The sequence below is a fragment of the Streptococcus infantarius subsp. infantarius ATCC BAA-102 genome (genome assembly GCF_000154985.1).
In the GTDB taxonomy this organism is placed as follows: Bacteria; Bacillota; Bacilli; order Lactobacillales; family Streptococcaceae; genus Streptococcus; species Streptococcus infantarius.
The window spans coordinates 14,994-31,554 of sequence record NZ_DS572680.1 but is presented as its reverse complement, the minus strand read 5'-3'; the positions used below and the strand labels follow the sequence as shown (position 1 = coordinate 31,554).

The following is a 16,561-nucleotide window of genomic DNA, read 5'->3' as shown; positions in this document are numbered from 1 at the left end:
GGCTAAATACATCTTCACAGAACGTAACGGTATCCACGTTATCGACCTTCAACAAACTGTAAAAATGGCTGACACAGCTTACGAATTCGTTCGTGATGCAGCTGCTAACGACGCTGTAATCTTGTTTGTTGGTACTAAAAAACAAGCTGCTGACGCTGTTAAAGAAGAAGCAGAACGCGCAGGTCAATACTACATCAACCACCGTTGGTTGGGTGGAACTCTTACAAACTGGGATACTATCCAAAAACGTATCGCTCGTTTGAAAGAAATCAAACGTATGGAAGAAGATGGAACTTTTGAAGTTCTTCCTAAGAAAGAAGTTGCTCTTCTTAACAAACAACGTGCTCGTCTTGAAAAATTCTTGGGCGGTATCGAAGATATGCCACGTATTCCAGACGTAATGTACATTGTTGACCCACACAAAGAACAAATCGCTATTAAAGAAGCTAAAAAACTTGGTATCCCTGTAGTAGCTATGGTTGATACTAACGCTGATCCAGATGATATCGATGTTATCATCCCAGCTAACGATGACGCTATCCGCGCCGTTAAATTGATCACTTCTAAATTGGCTGACGCTGTTATCGAAGGACGCCAAGGTGAAGCTGCTGACGCTGATTTCCAAGCAGAAGCAAAAGCTGATTCAATCGAAGAAATCGTTGAAGTTGTAGAAGGCGACAACGAATAAGATTAGAGGCTTAACAGTCTTTGATATGCTTTAAAACGGGGCAGAAAGCAAACCGCTCTGTCTCGTTTTTATTATTTGGTAAACAAAAAAATCCTGGAGGACATAAAAATGGCAATTACTGCAGCTCAAGTAAAAGAATTGCGTGAAAAATCAGGTGCTGGTGTCATGGATGCTAAAAAAGCACTTGTTGAAACTGACGGTGACATGGAAAAAGCAATTGAATTGCTTCGTGAAAAAGGTATGGCTAAAGCAGCTAAAAAAGCTGACCGCGTTGCTGCTGAAGGTTTGACTGGTACTTACGTTGACGGTAACGTTGCAGCAGTTGTTGAAGTTAACGCTGAAACTGACTTCGTTGCTCAAAACGCACAATTCGTTGAATTGGTTAAAGAAACAGCTAAAGCTATCGCTGAACAAAAACCTGCTAACAACGAAGAAGCACTTAAAGTAACTTTGGCTTCAGGTGATACTTTGGAAGCAGCTTACGTTAACGCAACTGCAACTATCGGTGAAAAAATCTCATTCCGTCGTTTTGCACTTATCGAAAAAACTGACGAACAACACTTCGGTGCTTACCAACACAATGGTGGACGTATCGGTGTTATCACTGTTCTTGAAGGTGGCGACGAAGCTCTTGCAAAACAAGTTTCAATGCACGTTGCAGCTATGAAACCAACAGTTCTTTCATACAAAGAACTTGACGAACAATTCATCCACGATGAATTGGCTCAAATGAACCACGCTATCGATCTTGATAACGAATCACGTGCAATGGTTAACAAACCAGCTCTTCCGCATTTGAAATATGGTTCTAAATCACAATTGACTGATGAAATCATCGCTCAAGCTGAAGAAGATATCAAAGCAGAACTTAAAGCTGAAGGTAAACCAGAAAAAATCTGGGATAAAATCATCCCTGGTAAAATGGATCGCTTCATGCTTGACAACACTAAGGTTGACCAACAATACACACTTCTTGCACAAGTTTACATCATGGACGACAGCAAAACTGTTGAACAATACCTTGATTCAGTAAACGCAAAAGTTGTTACTTTCACTCGTTTCGAAGTTGGTGAAGGTATCGAAAAAGCAGCTAACGACTTTGAATCAGAAGTTGCAGCTACAATGGCAGCAGCTCTTAACAAATAAGACTAGCTTGCTAATATAAAAAGAAGATCACTTAGTGGTCTTCTTTTTTTGTGTGTAACATTAAAGAGCTTGGAATTTCCAAGCTCTTGTTTTTTCAAATTAAGATAAAGCGCCCAAGCCAAGAACAGTTAGTGTTCCCATAATTAAGCCTGCAAGGATAACCCCTAGCATAACCGCTGTAATACTGCGTTTGAAGTCCCAGTCAAGAATTGAAGCAGCAAGTGTTCCTGTCCAAGCTCCTGTTCCAGGAATTGGAATTCCTACAAAGATAAGAAGAGCAATAAAAATTCCTTTGTCACCAGCAGTATCTGCAAGTTTTTTACCACCTTTGTGACCTTTTTTCAAACACCAAGTAAAGAAACCGCCGATAACAGGTTTATTAGCTCCCCATTCTAAAACACGGCGAGCAAAGAAGAAGATAATTGGAACTGGAAGCATGTTGGCAATAACCCCGATAATCAGTGCTTGCCACATTGGAATACCAGTTGCGATAGCATAAGGAACAGCACCACGAAGCTCAATAAGTGGCACCATGCCAATTAAAAATGTAATAATATAGTTCATTACTTGAAACCTTTCATTTGTTACAAGGTTAATTGTATCTTATCTAGGAAACAAACTCAACTAAAATCTGTTCTAATAGTAAAATACTATTGCTTAATAAGCATTATTTATTTTAAATGGTGAGAAAAGCTTACGACAGCAGGTCATTTGGTGTATTTTCGTTTATAAAAAGTGATATTTTTGTTATAATATTAGTCAGTTATAGTCAAAGAGAGTCCATCTTGAAATGGTCTTTAATCTTGAAAAGGAGGAAGCTAATGGCAAAAAATACATCTGATAGTATTGAAGAATACATCAAGCAATTACTTGCCCAATCAGGTATTGCTGAGATTAAGCGGTCAAACTTAGCAGATGCCTTTCAAGTTGTTCCTAGCCAAATTAACTACGTGATTAAAACACGTTTTACAGAAAGTCGTGGCTATACAGTCGAAAGTAAGCGTGGTGGTGGTGGTTATATTCGCATTGCTAGAGTGCATTTTTCAGACCAACACCAAATGTTTGACAATCTTATGGCAAATATCGGTGAACGTATCAGCGAGCAAGTCTTTACAGATTTGATTCAATTACTTTTTAACGAAAAAATTATTAGTGAACGTGAAGGAAATCTGATTTTAGCAACAGCTACTGATGAGGTTTTGGGAAAAGATGCTCCTGAAATTCGCGCACGTATGTTGCGAAAAATCTTACAAAGATTAGATAGAAAAGGATTCCATTTATGAGTGAATATTCAATGAAAATGCAGGAGGTTTTCAGTATCGCCCAATATCAGGCGGCGCGATTTGAAAGCCCATATTTAGAAAGTTGGCATGTGCTTTTAGCCATGGTAGCTGTTCATGATTCAGTGGCAGGGTTAACATTTGCTGAATACCAAAATAAGATTGCTTACGAAGAGTACGAAGCGGCGGCTGTTTTGGCGCTCGGAAAATCACCTTTGGCAGATGTGAAAAATGTGCAGTTCTTAGAACAATCTAAAGCCCTAAAAGACGTCTTAGCTTTTGCTGAGTCAATTTGCAAAGTGACTGACAGCACTGAAGTCGGAACAGAGCATGTCCTTTATGCTATGTTGTTGAATCTCGATTTGTTTGCGACACGTCTTTTGGAAGTTGCTGGATTTAAAAATAAAGAAGATGGTGATTCAGCACTCTTGCTTGATTTACGTAAATCATTGTCACGTAATGCTGGATTTACCAAAGAAAAAATCAAAGCTATCCATGATCTTCGTAAGCCTAAAAAAGCTACAATGGGCGGAGCTTTCTCAGAAATGATGAAACCTCAGTCAACTGCGGAAGAATTATCAGACTTCACTCGTGATTTGACTGAATTAGCTCGTCAAGGAAAACTTGAGCCAGTTATCGGACGTGAAAAAGAAGTCTCTCGCATGGTTCAAGTACTTAGCCGTAAGACTAAAAATAATCCTGTCTTAGTTGGTGAAGCTGGTGTCGGAAAAACGGCTCTTGCTTATGGTTTGGCACAACGTATTGTCGATGGTGAAATTCCTTATGAACTCCAAGATATGCGTGTCTTAGAGCTTGATATGATGAGTGTTGTTGCGGGGACTCGTTTCCGTGGTGACTTTGAGGAGCGCATGAACCAAATCATCTCAGATATCGAAGAAGATGGTCATATTATTTTGTTTATCGATGAAGTCCACACTATCATGGGTTCTGGTTCAGGTATTGATAGTACTTTGGATGCTGCTAACATCTTAAAACCAGCTCTTGCGCGCGGTACACTTCACATGGTTGGTGCGACAACTCAAGAAGAATATCAAAAACATATCGAAAAGGATGCAGCTCTTTCACGTCGTTTTGCGAAAATTACGATTGAAGAACCAAGTGTTGAAGATGCTTATCAGATTTTACTTGGACTTAAAAGATCTTACGAAACTTTCCACAATGTAACGATTTCTGATGATGCTGTGTTGACAGCAGTTAAAGCTGCCCACCGTTATTTGACAAGTAAGAATCTACCAGACTCAGCTATTGATTTGCTTGATGAAGCTAGTGCAACTGTTCAAGGTTTGGTGAAAAAAGAAACACCTTCTGACTTAACTCCAGCTGACCAAGCTATCTTAGAAGGTGATTTCAAATTAGCTACAAAATTGCTTAAAGAGTCATGTAAGAAAGTGAGACGTAAGCCAACAGCTGTGACAGAAGATGACATCATGGCAACTCTTAGCCGTTTGTCAGGTATTCCTGTTGAAAAAATGACGCAAGCTGACAGTAAGAAATATTTGACGCTTGAAAAAGAATTGCACAAACGTGTTACTGGTCAAGATGCTGCGATTTCTGCCATTAGCCGTGCTATTCGTCGAAATCAAGCTGGTATTCGCACAGGTAAACGTCCAATTGCTTCATTTATGTTCTTAGGACCAACTGGTGTTGGTAAGACAGAATTAGCTAAGGCTTTAGCAGAGCTACTTTTTGATGATGAATCAGCGCTTATCCGCTTTGACATGTCTGAATACATGGAAAAATTTGCAGCGAGTCGTCTTAACGGAGCACCTCCAGGATATGTTGGCTATGAAGAAGGTGGAGAACTTACAGAAAAAGTTCGTAACAAACCTTATTCAGTGCTTCTTTTTGATGAGGTTGAAAAAGCTCACCCAGATATTTTCAATGTCTTACTTCAAGTCTTGGATGATGGCGTGTTGACAGATAGTCGTGGTCGTAAAGTTGACTTCTCAAATACTATTATTATCATGACGTCAAACCTTGGTGCAACTGCCCTTCGTGATGATAAGACAGTTGGATTTGGGGCGCGTGACATGGCTCATGATTATAATGCTATGCAAAAACGCATCATGGAAGAGCTTAAGAAAACTTATCGTCCAGAATTTATCAACCGTATTGATGAAAAAGTTGTCTTCCACCACTTAACACAAGAAAATATGCGTGATGTTGTTAAAATTATGGTTAAACCATTGATTGCAACATTGGCTGAAAAAGATATCACACTTAAATTCCAACCATCAGCGCTTAAATACCTTTCTGAAGCTGGATACGACCCAGAAATGGGTGCTCGTCCACTTCGCCGTACTATTCAAGATAAAGTCGAAGATAAACTATCTGAACTTATCCTATCAGGTGATTTGGCAAGTGGAAATACTCTTAAAATTGGTGTTTCAAAAGGACAACTCAAATTTGATATTGCATAACAAATAACCCTGCTTGGATAAAACAAGCAGGGTTATAGTTATAATAACTCCCCGAGTAACTTTTGTTATCGGGGAGTTTCTATATCATCGTAAGCTGTTGAAAATTTCTTTGACTTCGTCGATTGTTTCTGCGCGTGAGACGGCCCCGCGTATTTTAGCAGCGCCAGCAGTACCACGAAGGTAATGTGGAGCTAAGCCACGGAATTCACGGACAGCGATTTTTTCACCTTTGAGGTCGATGAGACGTTTAAGATGATCTTCGGCGATGTCCAATTTTTTGACAAATGGAAGGTCTGGTAATTCTTCACCTGTTTCAAAATAATGATTAATTTGGGTGAAGATGTAAGGGTTGTTCATGGCTGCGCGTCCAACCATAACGGCATCTACACCGATTTCTTCAATCATGTATTTCGCATCGTGAACGCTGCGCACGTCACCGTTTCCGATAAATGGAATTTTAGTGATGGCTTTTGAAACGCGAGCAAGTGTTTCAAGGTCACATTTACCTGTGTACATTTGTTCGCGCGTGCGTCCATGCATAGCAAGGGCAGAGACACCAGCTGATTCAGCGGCAAGCGCGTTTTCAACAGCTAGTTCGTTATCTGACCATCCAGTACGCATTTTGACAGTAAGTGGAATGTCAAGAACAGAAGTGACCTTATCGATAATGTGATAAATCTTATCGGGGTCTTTCAACCATTTAGCACCCGCTTCATTTTTAACGACTTTGTTAACGGGACAGCCCATATTGATGTCAACGATATCAGCTTTTGTATTTTCTTGGATGTATTCAGCTGCGCGTTTGAGACCATCTGCGTCACCACCGAAAAGTTGGATAGACATCGGATGTTCAGTTTCATCAATGTGTAGCATGTGCAGGGTTTTTTCGTTGTTATAGAGAAGTCCTTTTTCAGAAATCATCTCCATAACGACTAAGCCAGCTCCAAATTCTTTGGCAATAGTACGAAAAGCAGAGTTTGTCACCCCTGCCATGGGTGCTAGAACCGTACGGTGAGGAATTTCAATATCACCAATCATAAATGATGAGCTGAGTTTAGTCATTGATTAATTCCTCCAAGTCATCTTCAGTGAAGTTGTAAGTTTTACCACAGAATTGACAAGTGATTTCAGCACCGTGGTCTTCGTCTTTCATAGCTTTAAGCTCGTCTTTGCCAAGAGTGACAAGAGCAGCTTCAAAACGTTCACGTGAGCAGTCACAGTTAAAGCCAATTTCATCTTCAGCAAGGACTTTATATTCGTCTTCGCCGTAGATAGCTTTTAGAAGAGCTTCAATGTGGTCGTCAGATTCCAAGAGTTTTGAAATGGCAGGCATTTCTTGGATACGTTTTTCGTAGCGGTTGATTTCTTCTTCAGATGCACCTGGAAGAACTTGCAACATAAAGCCACCAGCAACTTCGACTTTATCTTCGTCGTCAAGAAGGACATTAAGTCCAACGGCAGAAGGTGTTTGTTCAGATTCAGTCAAATAAAAGGCCAAATCTTCACCGATTTCACCTGAGACAAGTGGTGTTGATGATGTGTATGGGTTACCAGTACCGTAATCGGTAATAACAACGAATTGGCCGTTCCCCATGAATGGGCCGACCATGACTTCACCAGTAGCAGTTTTTTTAACATCAACGCCAGTATTTTGAATGTAGCCCTTAACATGTCCTTTAGTATCAGCCACAGAAATAATGTGACCAAGTGAGCTATCACCAATGACTTTGACGGTTACTTTGCTGTCTCCTTTCTGATTGGCAGCTAGGATTTGATTGGCGATAAGCGTTCTACCTAGAGCAACTGTAGAGCTAGAAAGTGTTTGATGTTTTTCTTGAGCAGTTCTGACAGTCTCAGTGCTATCAAGTACATAAGCACGGAAAGAACCAGATTTTGAAATTGATTTTATAAGTTTATCCATAAGAATATTATAACACAAAGCAAATTTAATGGGCTAGTATTGTGGCTGTTAAAGCGTAATTATCCAGTGAAAAATGAGAAGATAAAAAAGGCGAGGTTTTCCTTGCCTTTTTACTGTTATTATTCTTCTGTAACGTCTGCTTTTTCGACTTCTTCTTGGCTTTCTTTGCCTTTGTTAAGAAGGGCTTCGACGATTTTTTGGTCACGGATTTTGACAGAGTCGTTGATAGTTTCTGCTGATTTGACGACAGCTGCTTCGAGTTGGGCACGTTGTTTACGACCGTTGTCGATAGCGGCGATAATGCCGTTATTTTGTTCAACGAGGCTTTCAGCAAGAGCTGTGACAGACTGGATAGAAACTGTTGGGCTTTGGGCAGTGCGTTCCAGCATAGGAATAGCTTCCTTGCTAGTCTCAGCAAGCATTTGAAGAGCAGCGTTATTAGCATTGACAATGGCATCAGCAGTCACACCAGATTTAACTGATTGTTGCAAAATGCCGAGCTGGGCAATTGACAATTTCATTGTGGGAATGGTGTTGCGACGAAGCATACCAAGTTTTTGGCGCATGTCTGATGACACTTTGACCATGTTACGCATTTGAGGCGTTGTTGTCCAAGCCACGTAAAGGCGATTGAGATATTCAGTGTGCTGTTGTTCCAGTGTATTGATAACCTCAGTCATCCGAGCTAGTTCGTCAGATTTTGTTTGATATTCTGGTGTTGCACTATCTAGTGTTGCCAGTTCATTTTGAAGGGCTTGTGCGCGGTTAGCACTTTCTGTTTGAGAAGCTTCGATAAAAGCAATCACACCCACAAGGTTTTCAATCGATTTGTTATTATCTTCAATCAGCATCTCAGCAGAGATGATGTTACGTGCTAAGGTTTCTTCTTGTTTAACAACAGCGGCAGCCATGCCATCCATTTTTTGTTCAATATTTTGTGAATCAAAGTAGAATTCTTGCAAGCTATTTTTACTTTGTTTGAAAAGTTTTTGGAAGAAATTCGGTTTCTTTTCAAGCTCAGCAGGTGTAGCATCTTTATATTTAGCAATGAAGCCATTCAATTCACGGTTAGCATTTTTGATCAGGTCGTCAACTTGCGGAATTTCCAGTTTCTTTTGTTCTGCCAAAATGCGATTGACAGTCGTATTAACTTCTTCAACAGCAGATGTTCCAAAATCAAGTAGTGCATTCTGGTCAGCGACAAAATTATCAACCAAAGCTGGAGCTTTAGCGGTAATAGCAGTTTGTTGTTCAGGAGTCAACTTATCGTAAAAAGAGACTTGCCCAGTTGAGGTGGTGTCAGTTGCTACGATAATTTCTGTTGTTTTGTCAGTTTTTGTAATAGCATTATCAGCGATTTTATCAATGTCAAAATTAAATGTATCAGCCATAAATAATCTCCTTTGTCAGAGCTAAATTACAAATTAGTATCGTCATCAGCAGCCATCATGCGAAGGCTAATGTCAAAGTCTTTCAAGTCGCTTTCGTTAAGTTTTCTAAGGGTCTCATCAAGTGCCAAATCAAATTTTTCCATAGCAGCTTTTGCTTTTGCTAGGCGCTCCTCAGCATTGTAGTAATTCTTAGGAGCTCTTTTGATTTTGAGGTAGCCATCTAAAATATCATGGAATCGTTCCATATCAGCTTCATGCAGAGCAGTAAGCTCTTCACGGTTATCAGCTTTTTCAATTTTTTTCAAAATGGTAAGGTGATCTTGCTGAATGTTATTGTAAAGATGAGCCAACTCTGGGGCAAGTTTTAGCAAATCTGTTTCTTCCTTAGAAGCACTTGCTGTCGTTGGAGAGATATCCAATTTATCCAGTTGCAAGAGAATATCATTTTCGACTGTTTCAGCTTTTTTGAGAACACGTTTATAGATTTTGAGCTCCATTTTAGTCTTAAGGTCAGTAACTTCACTTTTAATATGACGAATTTGTGGCAATAGCTGGCGCGCCACAACGACATATTGTGTGTAGTTTTTTTCATCGAGGTAATTGTCTAGAAGTTTTGACTGACGATCAGCGACGCGAATATTATCTTTTAAGTCTTGAAGACGTTGTTTGGTATTTACTTTTTCTAAGCGTGATTGCTTGGTTGCCAAATAATAAACGCCAAATCCAATACCACCGATAAGGGCAATTGGGATAATAATTTCAAGTAAGCTTTCGAGTAAAGCGATAAGAAGGATAACGCTAATAATAATAGTGATTAATCCTCCGGCACTATTTCTAGGTCTTGACATAAACTCATTCAATCCATTTCTATCTAAGATTGTATTTATTTTATCGCAAAAAGGGGAATAATGACAAACAATGACTGTAATTGTGGCAAAGATTTTATGGGCTAAAGTTCAGGGAAAAGTTTGGCTAGAATTTTAGGTATGAGGGCTTGTCCAGGTCCTTCGTGGCAGTAGGTATGTAGGTAAATGGCTGGATTAAAGTTTAGTTCGATGCAAGTGCAGTTGGGATTTTCTTTGCTGGCTGGCAAGGTCTTGTCTGGGATAATCAAGTCAACCCCGCAGACCCAAGCTCCAACAGCGCTAGCCATTTGGGCAGCTAATTCTTTATAATCTGATGGCATGATATCAGTCACGTCGATGGAGTCACCGCCTGTAGAGATATTTGAATTGCGACGCAAATCGACTTTCACGCCTTTAGCAAGAATGTCATCAGGTGTGTAGCCTTGTTGTTGCAACATTAGGCGTTCGATATCACCGAGATTAATGATTTCAAGTGGTGAGCGGTGGTCACGTCCTCGAAGAGGATTTTGATTTTTGAGTTCAACCAGCTCAGCAATGGTATGCTTGCCATCACCGACAACATTTGCGGCCACGCGCAGGACAATCGCCTCACACTTACCGTCTAGAACGAAGAAGCGGTATTCAGTCCCCGCAATAAAATTCTCAACCAAGACAGTATCATCTTCAGAAAATGCAATATCTAAGGCTTTTTGATACGTTGTCAGTTCAGCTGGTTCTTTAAAAATAGAAATTCCTAGACCGAAGTTAGTTGATTTAGGTTTAACGACGATAGCTTTATTTTTGATTTGTGAGAAATAGCGGAGCGCACTGTCTTTATCGCTGAATTCTTGGCCAGCTGGAACAGGAAATCCTGCTTGAGCGAGGAGTTTTTTAGTAACCACTTTATTTTCCATAATAAGCGGTGTGATGTAGCTGTCCTTAGCAGTCATATTGGCATTTTTAACGTATTCAATATGATCGCCATGCCATAATTTAATAAATTGATCATTCTCATCAAGGATTTCCAGGTGAAGGCCTTTTTGGATAGTGTCAAACATTAACATTTGAGTAGAGAGTTCCATTGATTCATACCCTTTAAGAGCATAGGGAGCTTTAAGGGCATACTCGTGGAAAGCTTGTCCTTGTTTTTGACCAAATGTTTCTAATGAAAGATTATCAATTTTTTCTAGTAAACGTCCTACAATAGTTAATTCAGGATTCTTGATTTGTTCTTTGACATGATTTAACAATTCTTGGTAATAAGATGGCAAGTCAAAATGTTCAATCACTCCTTGCATAGCTGATAAGATTTCTGAAATAGGTGCTTCTTGTGGTAATTTTTCAAGCGGGTGGCTAAGAGCAATGACATTATTAAGCTCAGTAGCCTTAGCGATATCTTGGTCAATAGCAGAGCTACTATAAAGCCAGAGAAGAGTCAAGATGAAAAGATGGACAGTATCAAGCGTTTCTTGGTCGATGCCTCGGTGGTCAAATGGATTTAAATCAAAAGAACGTAATTCCAAATAAGTGACACCATTTTTGAGATAATCACGGTTTTGCTTGCTGCCACGCAGGCGAACCGCAGAGTAAAATTCTTTTTCAGCAATCAACTTGCCAGAAGCGACGTAAGCCTCAATGTCGGAAATGTATTTTTCCAAGCTTTCGTAAGACACCTGAATGTCTTTGTGATTAACATAGCCCAAGTGACTGTTTCGAATAGAACGAACAGGTTGAGCTAATTTGTGATTTAAAAATCCTTGCTCAGCGATTGGCGAAGCTCCGTAAAGATAGGTTAGAAGCCAACGATAACGCAAGAAATTTTGAGCTAATTTTAGATAAAGGTCGTTTTTAAAGGTGATGAGCGAATCATAGCCGCTTTGTTGGAAAAGCGCAGCGACCAAATCTTTTCCAAGCTCCATGTTGAAGTGAATGCCAGACATTGATTGCAATGTTTTTCCATAAATATCAGCCAAGTGCTTTCTGTAATGGCGTTCGTAGTCATCTTCTAGCTTGGCAATGTGAATATCTTTTTCACATAGTTTTGGTGGTATTGATAAAGGCCAGAGGTATTCAGACTTATCGATGGAACGGCCAGCAACATCAGTCAGTGCTCCCAAAAAGCGGAGCGCTTCTTTTGTGGAATGAGCGATAGGCGTGATAAGTTCTAGCTGTGCTTCACTGTAGTCCGTCTGAATGTAAGGGTGAAAGGAGCGACTGCCTAGGCAAGCAGGGTGGTCAGTTTGTGCGATACGGTGGTCTTTTCCAATTCGAAGACTTTCTCTTTCTAACCCAAAAGTTGCTTGAAGAATAGGCAAAGTCGCTGGTGATTTTTCTAGTAAACCATTAAGTGACATGGTAATTCCTCGCTACTCTAATTACTATGATTATGATGTAAACGGTATACATTTTAATGTAAATTTATTCTATGGAAAAGCGTCTGAAAATGCAAAGATTTGCTATGAAAAAAAGTTTTGCTTTACCAAGAGTTGTTTGAATATTTTAACTATGAGAGAAAATATGTGAAAAAAAGCCATTTTTTCAAAAAAAGTTACGGAAAAAATAAAATATCAAGGTCAAATATTGAAAAAAACACAGAAAAGTCATATAATAAATTGTAAGACAAACTCGCAGGTGAGATTCCTGCCAAGTTGTAGAGAAAGGACGAAGATACGAATTTTAGCTTGGAGATGGAGACGACAGGCTGGATAAGTTAGTATCGTTTTTATTTGCTCGCTAGGTGATTTCGTATTAGTATCGAACAGAATATGACATCAGTAGTAGTTGTTGGTACCCAATGGGGTGATGAAGGTAAAGGTAAAATCACTGACTTCTTGTCACAAGATGCTGAAGTGATTGCACGTTATCAAGGTGGAGATAATGCAGGGCACACTATCGTTATCGACGGTAAAAAATTCAAATTGCATTTGATTCCATCAGGTATTTTCTTCCCAGAGAAAATCTCAGTTATCGGAAATGGTGTAGTTGTTAATCCAAAATCATTGGTAACTGAATTGAAATACTTGCATGATGAGGGAATTACGACAGATAGCCTTCGTATTTCTGACCGTGCACACGTTATTTTGCCATATCACATTAAACTTGATCGTTTGCAAGAGTCTTCTAAGGGTGATAATAAAATTGGGACAACAAATAAAGGAATCGGACCTGCTTACATGGATAAAGCAGCACGTGTCGGTATCCGAATTGCTGACCTTTTGGACAAAGAAATCTTTGCAGAACGCTTGCGCGTGAATTTGGAAGAAAAAAATCGTCTCTTCGAAAAAATGTACGAATGCGAACCAATCAAATTTGAAGATATTTTCGAAGAATACTATGAATATGGTCAACAAATCAAAGATTACGTTACAGATACATCAGTTATCTTGAACGATGCTCTTGATGCTGGGAAACGTGTCCTTTTCGAAGGTGCACAAGGTGTCATGCTTGATATTGACCAAGGGACATACCCATTTGTAACATCATCTAACCCAGTCGCTGGTGGTGTAACAATCGGTTCTGGTGTTGGTCCAAGTAAAATCAACAAAGTTATCGGTGTATGTAAAGCCTACACAAGCCGTGTTGGTGACGGACCATTCCCAACTGAACTTTTAGACGAAGTTGGTGACCGCATCCGTGAAGTGGGTCACGAATATGGGACAACAACTGGACGTCCACGTCGTGTTGGTTGGTTTGACTCAGTTGTTATGCGTCACAGCCGCCGCGTATCAGGTATCACAAACTTGTCACTTAACTCAATTGACGTTCTTTCAGGTCTTGATACGGTCAAAATCTGTGTGGCATACGACCTTGACGGTCAACGTATCGACCACTACCCAGCAAGCCTTGAACAATTGAAACGTTGTAAACCAATCTACGAAGAATTGCCAGGTTGGTCAGAAGACATCACAGGTTGCCGTAGCCTAGATGAACTTCCCGAAAATGCTCGTGACTACGTTCGCCGTGTCGGTGAACTCGTTGGTGTTCGCATTTCAACATTCTCAGTTGGACCAGATCGCGATCAAACTAACATCCTTGAATCAGTTTGGGCAAATATTTAATTAAGTTGAAAAAATCTTTATAAGAGTAAACCCTGCCAGAAGCTTTCTGGCGGGGTTTTGTGCTAAAATGAAGGTAATAAATACCCTTGTTTTTTAAATGGCATTTGCTTGAGAAAGAGTTGTAAATAACGTGAAAATTTTCACATAAATTTAACAAATGTCATGCTGAGATTACAATAGTCATTTTGTCTTAATCTGTTTTTGTTAACCTATTAATGTTGCCTGATTTAAAAAGGAGGAAAAATGTTTAAACGAATTTTATCAATTGCACTGGCTTATGTTGGTATTATTGTTGGTGCTGGACTTTCTTCGGGACAGGATTTGATGCAATATTTTGTCGGATTTGGTATCTGGGGAATGATTGGCGTTATTGTTTTAGGGATTTTGAATGCTATCTTTGGACGTATTATCGTGACATTAGGAAGTTACTATCGTTCGAATGACCACTCAGAGGTGCTTTTAAAGATTGCCCATCCTTTTACCAATCGTGTATTAGACATTGCTTTGATTATTTCTTGTTATGTCATTGGATTTGTCATGATTGCTGGAGCGGGTTCTAACCTTAATCAACAATTTGGATTGCCCACTTGATTAGGAGCTTTAATCTGTGTTCTCCTTGTGATTTTTGTAAGTTTCCTTGATTTTGAGAAAATTACTCAGATTATTGGGATTTTTACGCCGATTGTTATTATTATGGTATTGATCATTGCTGGTCATAGTCTGATTGGACATTCTTTTGACTTTGAACAGTTAAATACAGTAGCTAAGACTCTACCGACAAATATGCCAAATATTTGGGTGTCTGTTCTTAATTATTTCGCCATTTGTGTGATGACTGGGGTATCAATGGCTTTTGTCCTTGGTGGTTCAATTATTCGTATTGGCGTTGCTGAAAAAGGGGGAACACTTGGTGGTGCAATGGTCGGCCTGATTATTGCGATTACCTCACTTGTCTTGTTTGTCAATGTTGGAAAGATTGCTTCTGCAGATATTCCAATGTTAGTACTTGCCAATGAAATCCATCCTTGGTTTGCTTTTGCCTATTCCCTTGTCGTATTTGGACTTATTTTCAACACAGCCTTTAGTCTTTACTATGCTTTAGCAAAACGCTTTTCTGAAAATAAAAGTGAAAGTCAGTTTAAACGTGACATGATTATTTTTGTCGTGAGTGGTTATGCCTTGTCCTTCCTTGGTTTTAAACAACTGGTTTCTGTCATGTATCCAATCCTTGGTTACATTGGCTTGATTATGTTGGTTGTTTTACTTCAAGCTTGGATTCGTGAAAAAGGTAATGTGCAGGACGAAAAACATCTTCGTCGCCGCATGATTTCCTTGATTTCTAAAAAATATGACGATGATAAGAAATTTACCAAGAAAGATAAAATAGAATATCAACAACTAGGTGAAGAATCTGTCGTTGAAACAAAAGAAATTAAAAAAGATATTCATGACCACGTTGAGCAAGTGTTCGACTCGGAAAATGATGATTAATCAAGAATAAGAAAGCTAGAAATATTATTTTTCTAGCTTTTTTAAATGACTGGGGTAATATTCATAAAAGTAGTTAAGAAAGCGCTAAAAATATGCTATACTGAAACTAAAAGATGAAAAGGAAGTAAGCAATGGCAAGGTTTGTGAGTAGTTTTTCGGGTGTTCTGATTATTCTTATCATGGTATTAGTCGGTTATGTGCTAACCAAAAAAGGTTGGTTCGACGAAAAAGCGCCGAATCTCATTGCCAAGTTGGTAACACAAGTAGCATTACCATGCTATATGATTTCAACCATTGTTGGGCGTTTTACGGCAAAAGAGTTGCTTGAAATACTGCCACAATTGCGTTTTCCAGCACTTTCGATGGTGATTTTATTAGCTATTGCTGTAGCGGTAGCTCATTTATTCTTGATTGATAAAAATCATCAGGGCTTATTTATTTCTATGTTTTTTAATTCTAATACGATTTTTGTGGGACTTCCCATCAATCAAGCGCTTTTTGGGGATAAAAGTATTCCTTATGTCTTGGTTTATTACATGTGTAACACGACATTTTTCTGGACTATTGGGACTTATTTGATTCAAAAAGATGGTCGCAAAGAAGTCACGCTTGATTTGCGAGGAACCTTGAAGAAAATCTTCTCACCACCACTTATGGGCTTCATCATTGGGGTGATTTTGGTTCTTTTAAATATCAAACTCCCAGCCTTCTTGCTGAGTGATTTCCAATATTTGGGCAATTTGACCATCCCTTTGTCTATGATTTTCATTGGGATTTCGGTGGCTAATGCAGGGCTGTCACGTTTGCGGTTTACCAAGGATAATGTCTTGGTCTTAGTCGGGCGTTTCGTGATTGCTCCGCTTTTGATGTTAATCATTGTCAAACACACCCAAATGCCACAATTGATGAAAGAAGTCTTTATTATTCAATCAGCCATGCCAGTCATGACCAATGCACCTGTTGTGGCTAAACTTTACGGAGCAGATAGTGACTATGCAGCCATTATGGTAACCGAATCGACCATTTTGACCATGGTTGTCATTCCAATTCTAATGCTCTTATTGAATGTTTTATAAATATCATCTGCATTCCAAAAGTTAGACAGACCATCTAACGATTGAGATGCTTTTTTTAATACAAAAAGCCTAGCTGGAGTAGCTAGACTTTAAGGAGATTATGAAAAAGATACATTCATCTAAATTGGGAGTTCTAGATGAACGTCAAACTAGCAAAGCTAGCTGTGAAAGTTTTAGGAATGACTATAGTATAAGTGGGGTGGCTTAAAGTAAGCTTAAGGAGA

Annotated in this window: 14 protein-coding genes; 8 read left to right on the top strand and 6 right to left on the bottom strand. The window is 39.3% G+C overall.

From position 1 onward, the window contains the following. Positions 1 to 688, top strand: a 688-nt coding sequence (rpsB, locus tag STRINF_RS00535; protein ID WP_006531046.1) for a 30S ribosomal protein S2, incomplete at its 5' end; no start/stop codon positions are given. A gap of 108 nt (positions 689 to 796) precedes the next feature. After that, on the top strand, positions 797 to 1,834 hold the full coding sequence (tsf, locus tag STRINF_RS00530; protein ID WP_015695787.1) for a translation elongation factor Ts: 1,038 nt from the start codon (positions 797 to 799) through the stop codon (positions 1,832 to 1,834). Positions 1,835 to 1,933: 99 nt separating this feature from the next. On the opposite strand, the gene STRINF_RS00525 is transcribed toward tsf, so the two are convergent. Then, the gene (locus STRINF_RS00525; RefSeq protein ID WP_006531043.1) at positions 1,934 to 2,398 is read right to left on the bottom strand and encodes a COG2426 family protein; all 465 of its coding nucleotides are present in this window, start codon (positions 2,396 to 2,398) and stop codon (positions 1,934 to 1,936) included. 257 nt (positions 2,399 to 2,655) lie between these two features. On the opposite strand from STRINF_RS00525, the gene STRINF_RS00520 reads away from it, so the two are divergent. Further along, positions 2,656 to 3,117 (top strand): CtsR family transcriptional regulator, encoded by a 462-nt coding sequence (locus STRINF_RS00520; protein ID WP_015695786.1) that lies wholly within the window; start codon positions 2,656 to 2,658, stop codon positions 3,115 to 3,117. Further along, complete coding sequence (locus tag STRINF_RS00515; RefSeq protein ID WP_006531041.1) at positions 3,114 to 5,555, top strand: ATP-dependent Clp protease ATP-binding subunit; 2,442 nt, start codon at positions 3,114 to 3,116, stop codon at positions 5,553 to 5,555. Before STRINF_RS00520 ends, STRINF_RS00515 begins: the two co-directional genes overlap by 4 nt. An 84-nt stretch (positions 5,556 to 5,639) precedes the next feature. Here STRINF_RS00515 and dusB read toward each other — a convergent pair whose 3' ends face one another. The 5 genes from dusB to gshAB form a co-directional block, all read right to left on the bottom strand. Further along, complete coding sequence (dusB, locus tag STRINF_RS00510) at positions 5,640 to 6,617, bottom strand: tRNA dihydrouridine synthase DusB (protein WP_006531040.1); 978 nt, start codon at positions 6,615 to 6,617, stop codon at positions 5,640 to 5,642. Beyond that, complete coding sequence (gene hslO, locus STRINF_RS00505; protein ID WP_006531039.1) at positions 6,610 to 7,476, bottom strand: Hsp33 family molecular chaperone HslO; 867 nt, start codon at positions 7,474 to 7,476, stop codon at positions 6,610 to 6,612. The genes dusB and hslO overlap by 8 nt, the downstream gene beginning before the upstream one ends. 119 nt (positions 7,477 to 7,595) lie before the next feature. Next, positions 7,596 to 8,867: a toxic anion resistance protein gene (locus STRINF_RS00500; protein ID WP_006531038.1), complete on the bottom strand. Its 1,272-nt coding sequence runs from the start codon at positions 8,865 to 8,867 to the stop codon at positions 7,596 to 7,598. Between the two features lie 26 nt (positions 8,868 to 8,893). Beyond that, complete coding sequence (locus STRINF_RS00495; protein WP_006531037.1) at positions 8,894 to 9,715, bottom strand: hypothetical protein; 822 nt, start codon at positions 9,713 to 9,715, stop codon at positions 8,894 to 8,896. 101 nt (positions 9,716 to 9,816) lie between these two features. Further along, complete coding sequence (gshAB, locus tag STRINF_RS00490) at positions 9,817 to 12,066, bottom strand: bifunctional glutamate--cysteine ligase GshA/glutathione synthetase GshB (protein ID WP_006531036.1); 2,250 nt, start codon at positions 12,064 to 12,066, stop codon at positions 9,817 to 9,819. Positions 12,067 to 12,477: 411 nt separating this feature from the next. Between gshAB and STRINF_RS00485 the strand changes: the two genes are divergently transcribed. The 4 genes from STRINF_RS00485 to STRINF_RS00475 all read left to right on the top strand — a co-directional run bounded on the left by STRINF_RS00485 (position 12,478) and on the right by STRINF_RS00475 (position 16,337). Further along, positions 12,478 to 13,770, top strand: coding sequence for an adenylosuccinate synthase (locus STRINF_RS00485; protein WP_006531034.1), 1,293 nt, complete (start codon positions 12,478 to 12,480; stop codon positions 13,768 to 13,770). A 243-nt stretch (positions 13,771 to 14,013) separates the two neighbouring features. Continuing rightward, positions 14,014 to 14,361, top strand: coding sequence for a hypothetical protein (locus STRINF_RS10400; protein ID WP_006531033.1), 348 nt, complete (start codon positions 14,014 to 14,016; stop codon positions 14,359 to 14,361). Positions 14,362 to 14,388: 27 nt separating this feature from the next. Further along, positions 14,389 to 15,261 carry a YkvI family membrane protein gene (locus tag STRINF_RS00480; protein WP_006531032.1) on the top strand — a complete coding sequence of 291 codons (873 nt, stop codon included), beginning with the start codon at positions 14,389 to 14,391 and terminating at the stop codon, positions 15,259 to 15,261. Between the two features lie 131 nt (positions 15,262 to 15,392). Continuing rightward, entirely contained in the window at positions 15,393 to 16,337 is a 945-nt protein-coding gene (locus tag STRINF_RS00475; RefSeq protein WP_006531031.1) for an AEC family transporter, read from the top strand. Positions 16,338 to 16,561 lie beyond the last annotated feature (224 nt).

Bases quoted from the DNA above. Each gene is read 5' to 3' on its own strand.
- STRINF_RS00520 (WP_015695786.1), top strand. From the start codon at position 2,656: ATGGCAAAAAATACATCTGATAGTATTGAAGAATACATCAAGCAATTA.
- STRINF_RS00515 (WP_006531041.1), top strand. From the start codon at position 3,114: ATGAGTGAATATTCAATGAAAATGCAGGAGGTTTTCAGTATCGCCCAA.
- STRINF_RS00500 (WP_006531038.1), bottom strand. From the start codon at position 8,867: ATGGCTGATACATTTAATTTTGACATTGATAAAATCGCTGATAATGCT.
- STRINF_RS00485 (WP_006531034.1), top strand. From the start codon at position 12,478: ATGACATCAGTAGTAGTTGTTGGTACCCAATGGGGTGATGAAGGTAAA.
- STRINF_RS00525 (WP_006531043.1), bottom strand. From the start codon at position 2,398: ATGAACTATATTATTACATTTTTAATTGGCATGGTGCCACTTATTGAG.
- gshAB (WP_006531036.1), bottom strand. From the start codon at position 12,066: ATGTCACTTAATGGTTTACTAGAAAAATCACCAGCGACTTTGCCTATT.
- STRINF_RS00475 (WP_006531031.1), top strand. From the start codon at position 15,393: ATGGCAAGGTTTGTGAGTAGTTTTTCGGGTGTTCTGATTATTCTTATC.
- STRINF_RS00495 (WP_006531037.1), bottom strand. From the start codon at position 9,715: ATGTCAAGACCTAGAAATAGTGCCGGAGGATTAATCACTATTATTATT.
- STRINF_RS10400 (WP_006531033.1), top strand. From the start codon at position 14,014: ATGTTTAAACGAATTTTATCAATTGCACTGGCTTATGTTGGTATTATT.
- tsf (WP_015695787.1), top strand. From the start codon at position 797: ATGGCAATTACTGCAGCTCAAGTAAAAGAATTGCGTGAAAAATCAGGT.
- dusB (WP_006531040.1), bottom strand. From the start codon at position 6,617: ATGACTAAACTCAGCTCATCATTTATGATTGGTGATATTGAAATTCCT.
- hslO (WP_006531039.1), bottom strand. From the start codon at position 7,476: ATGGATAAACTTATAAAATCAATTTCAAAATCTGGTTCTTTCCGTGCT.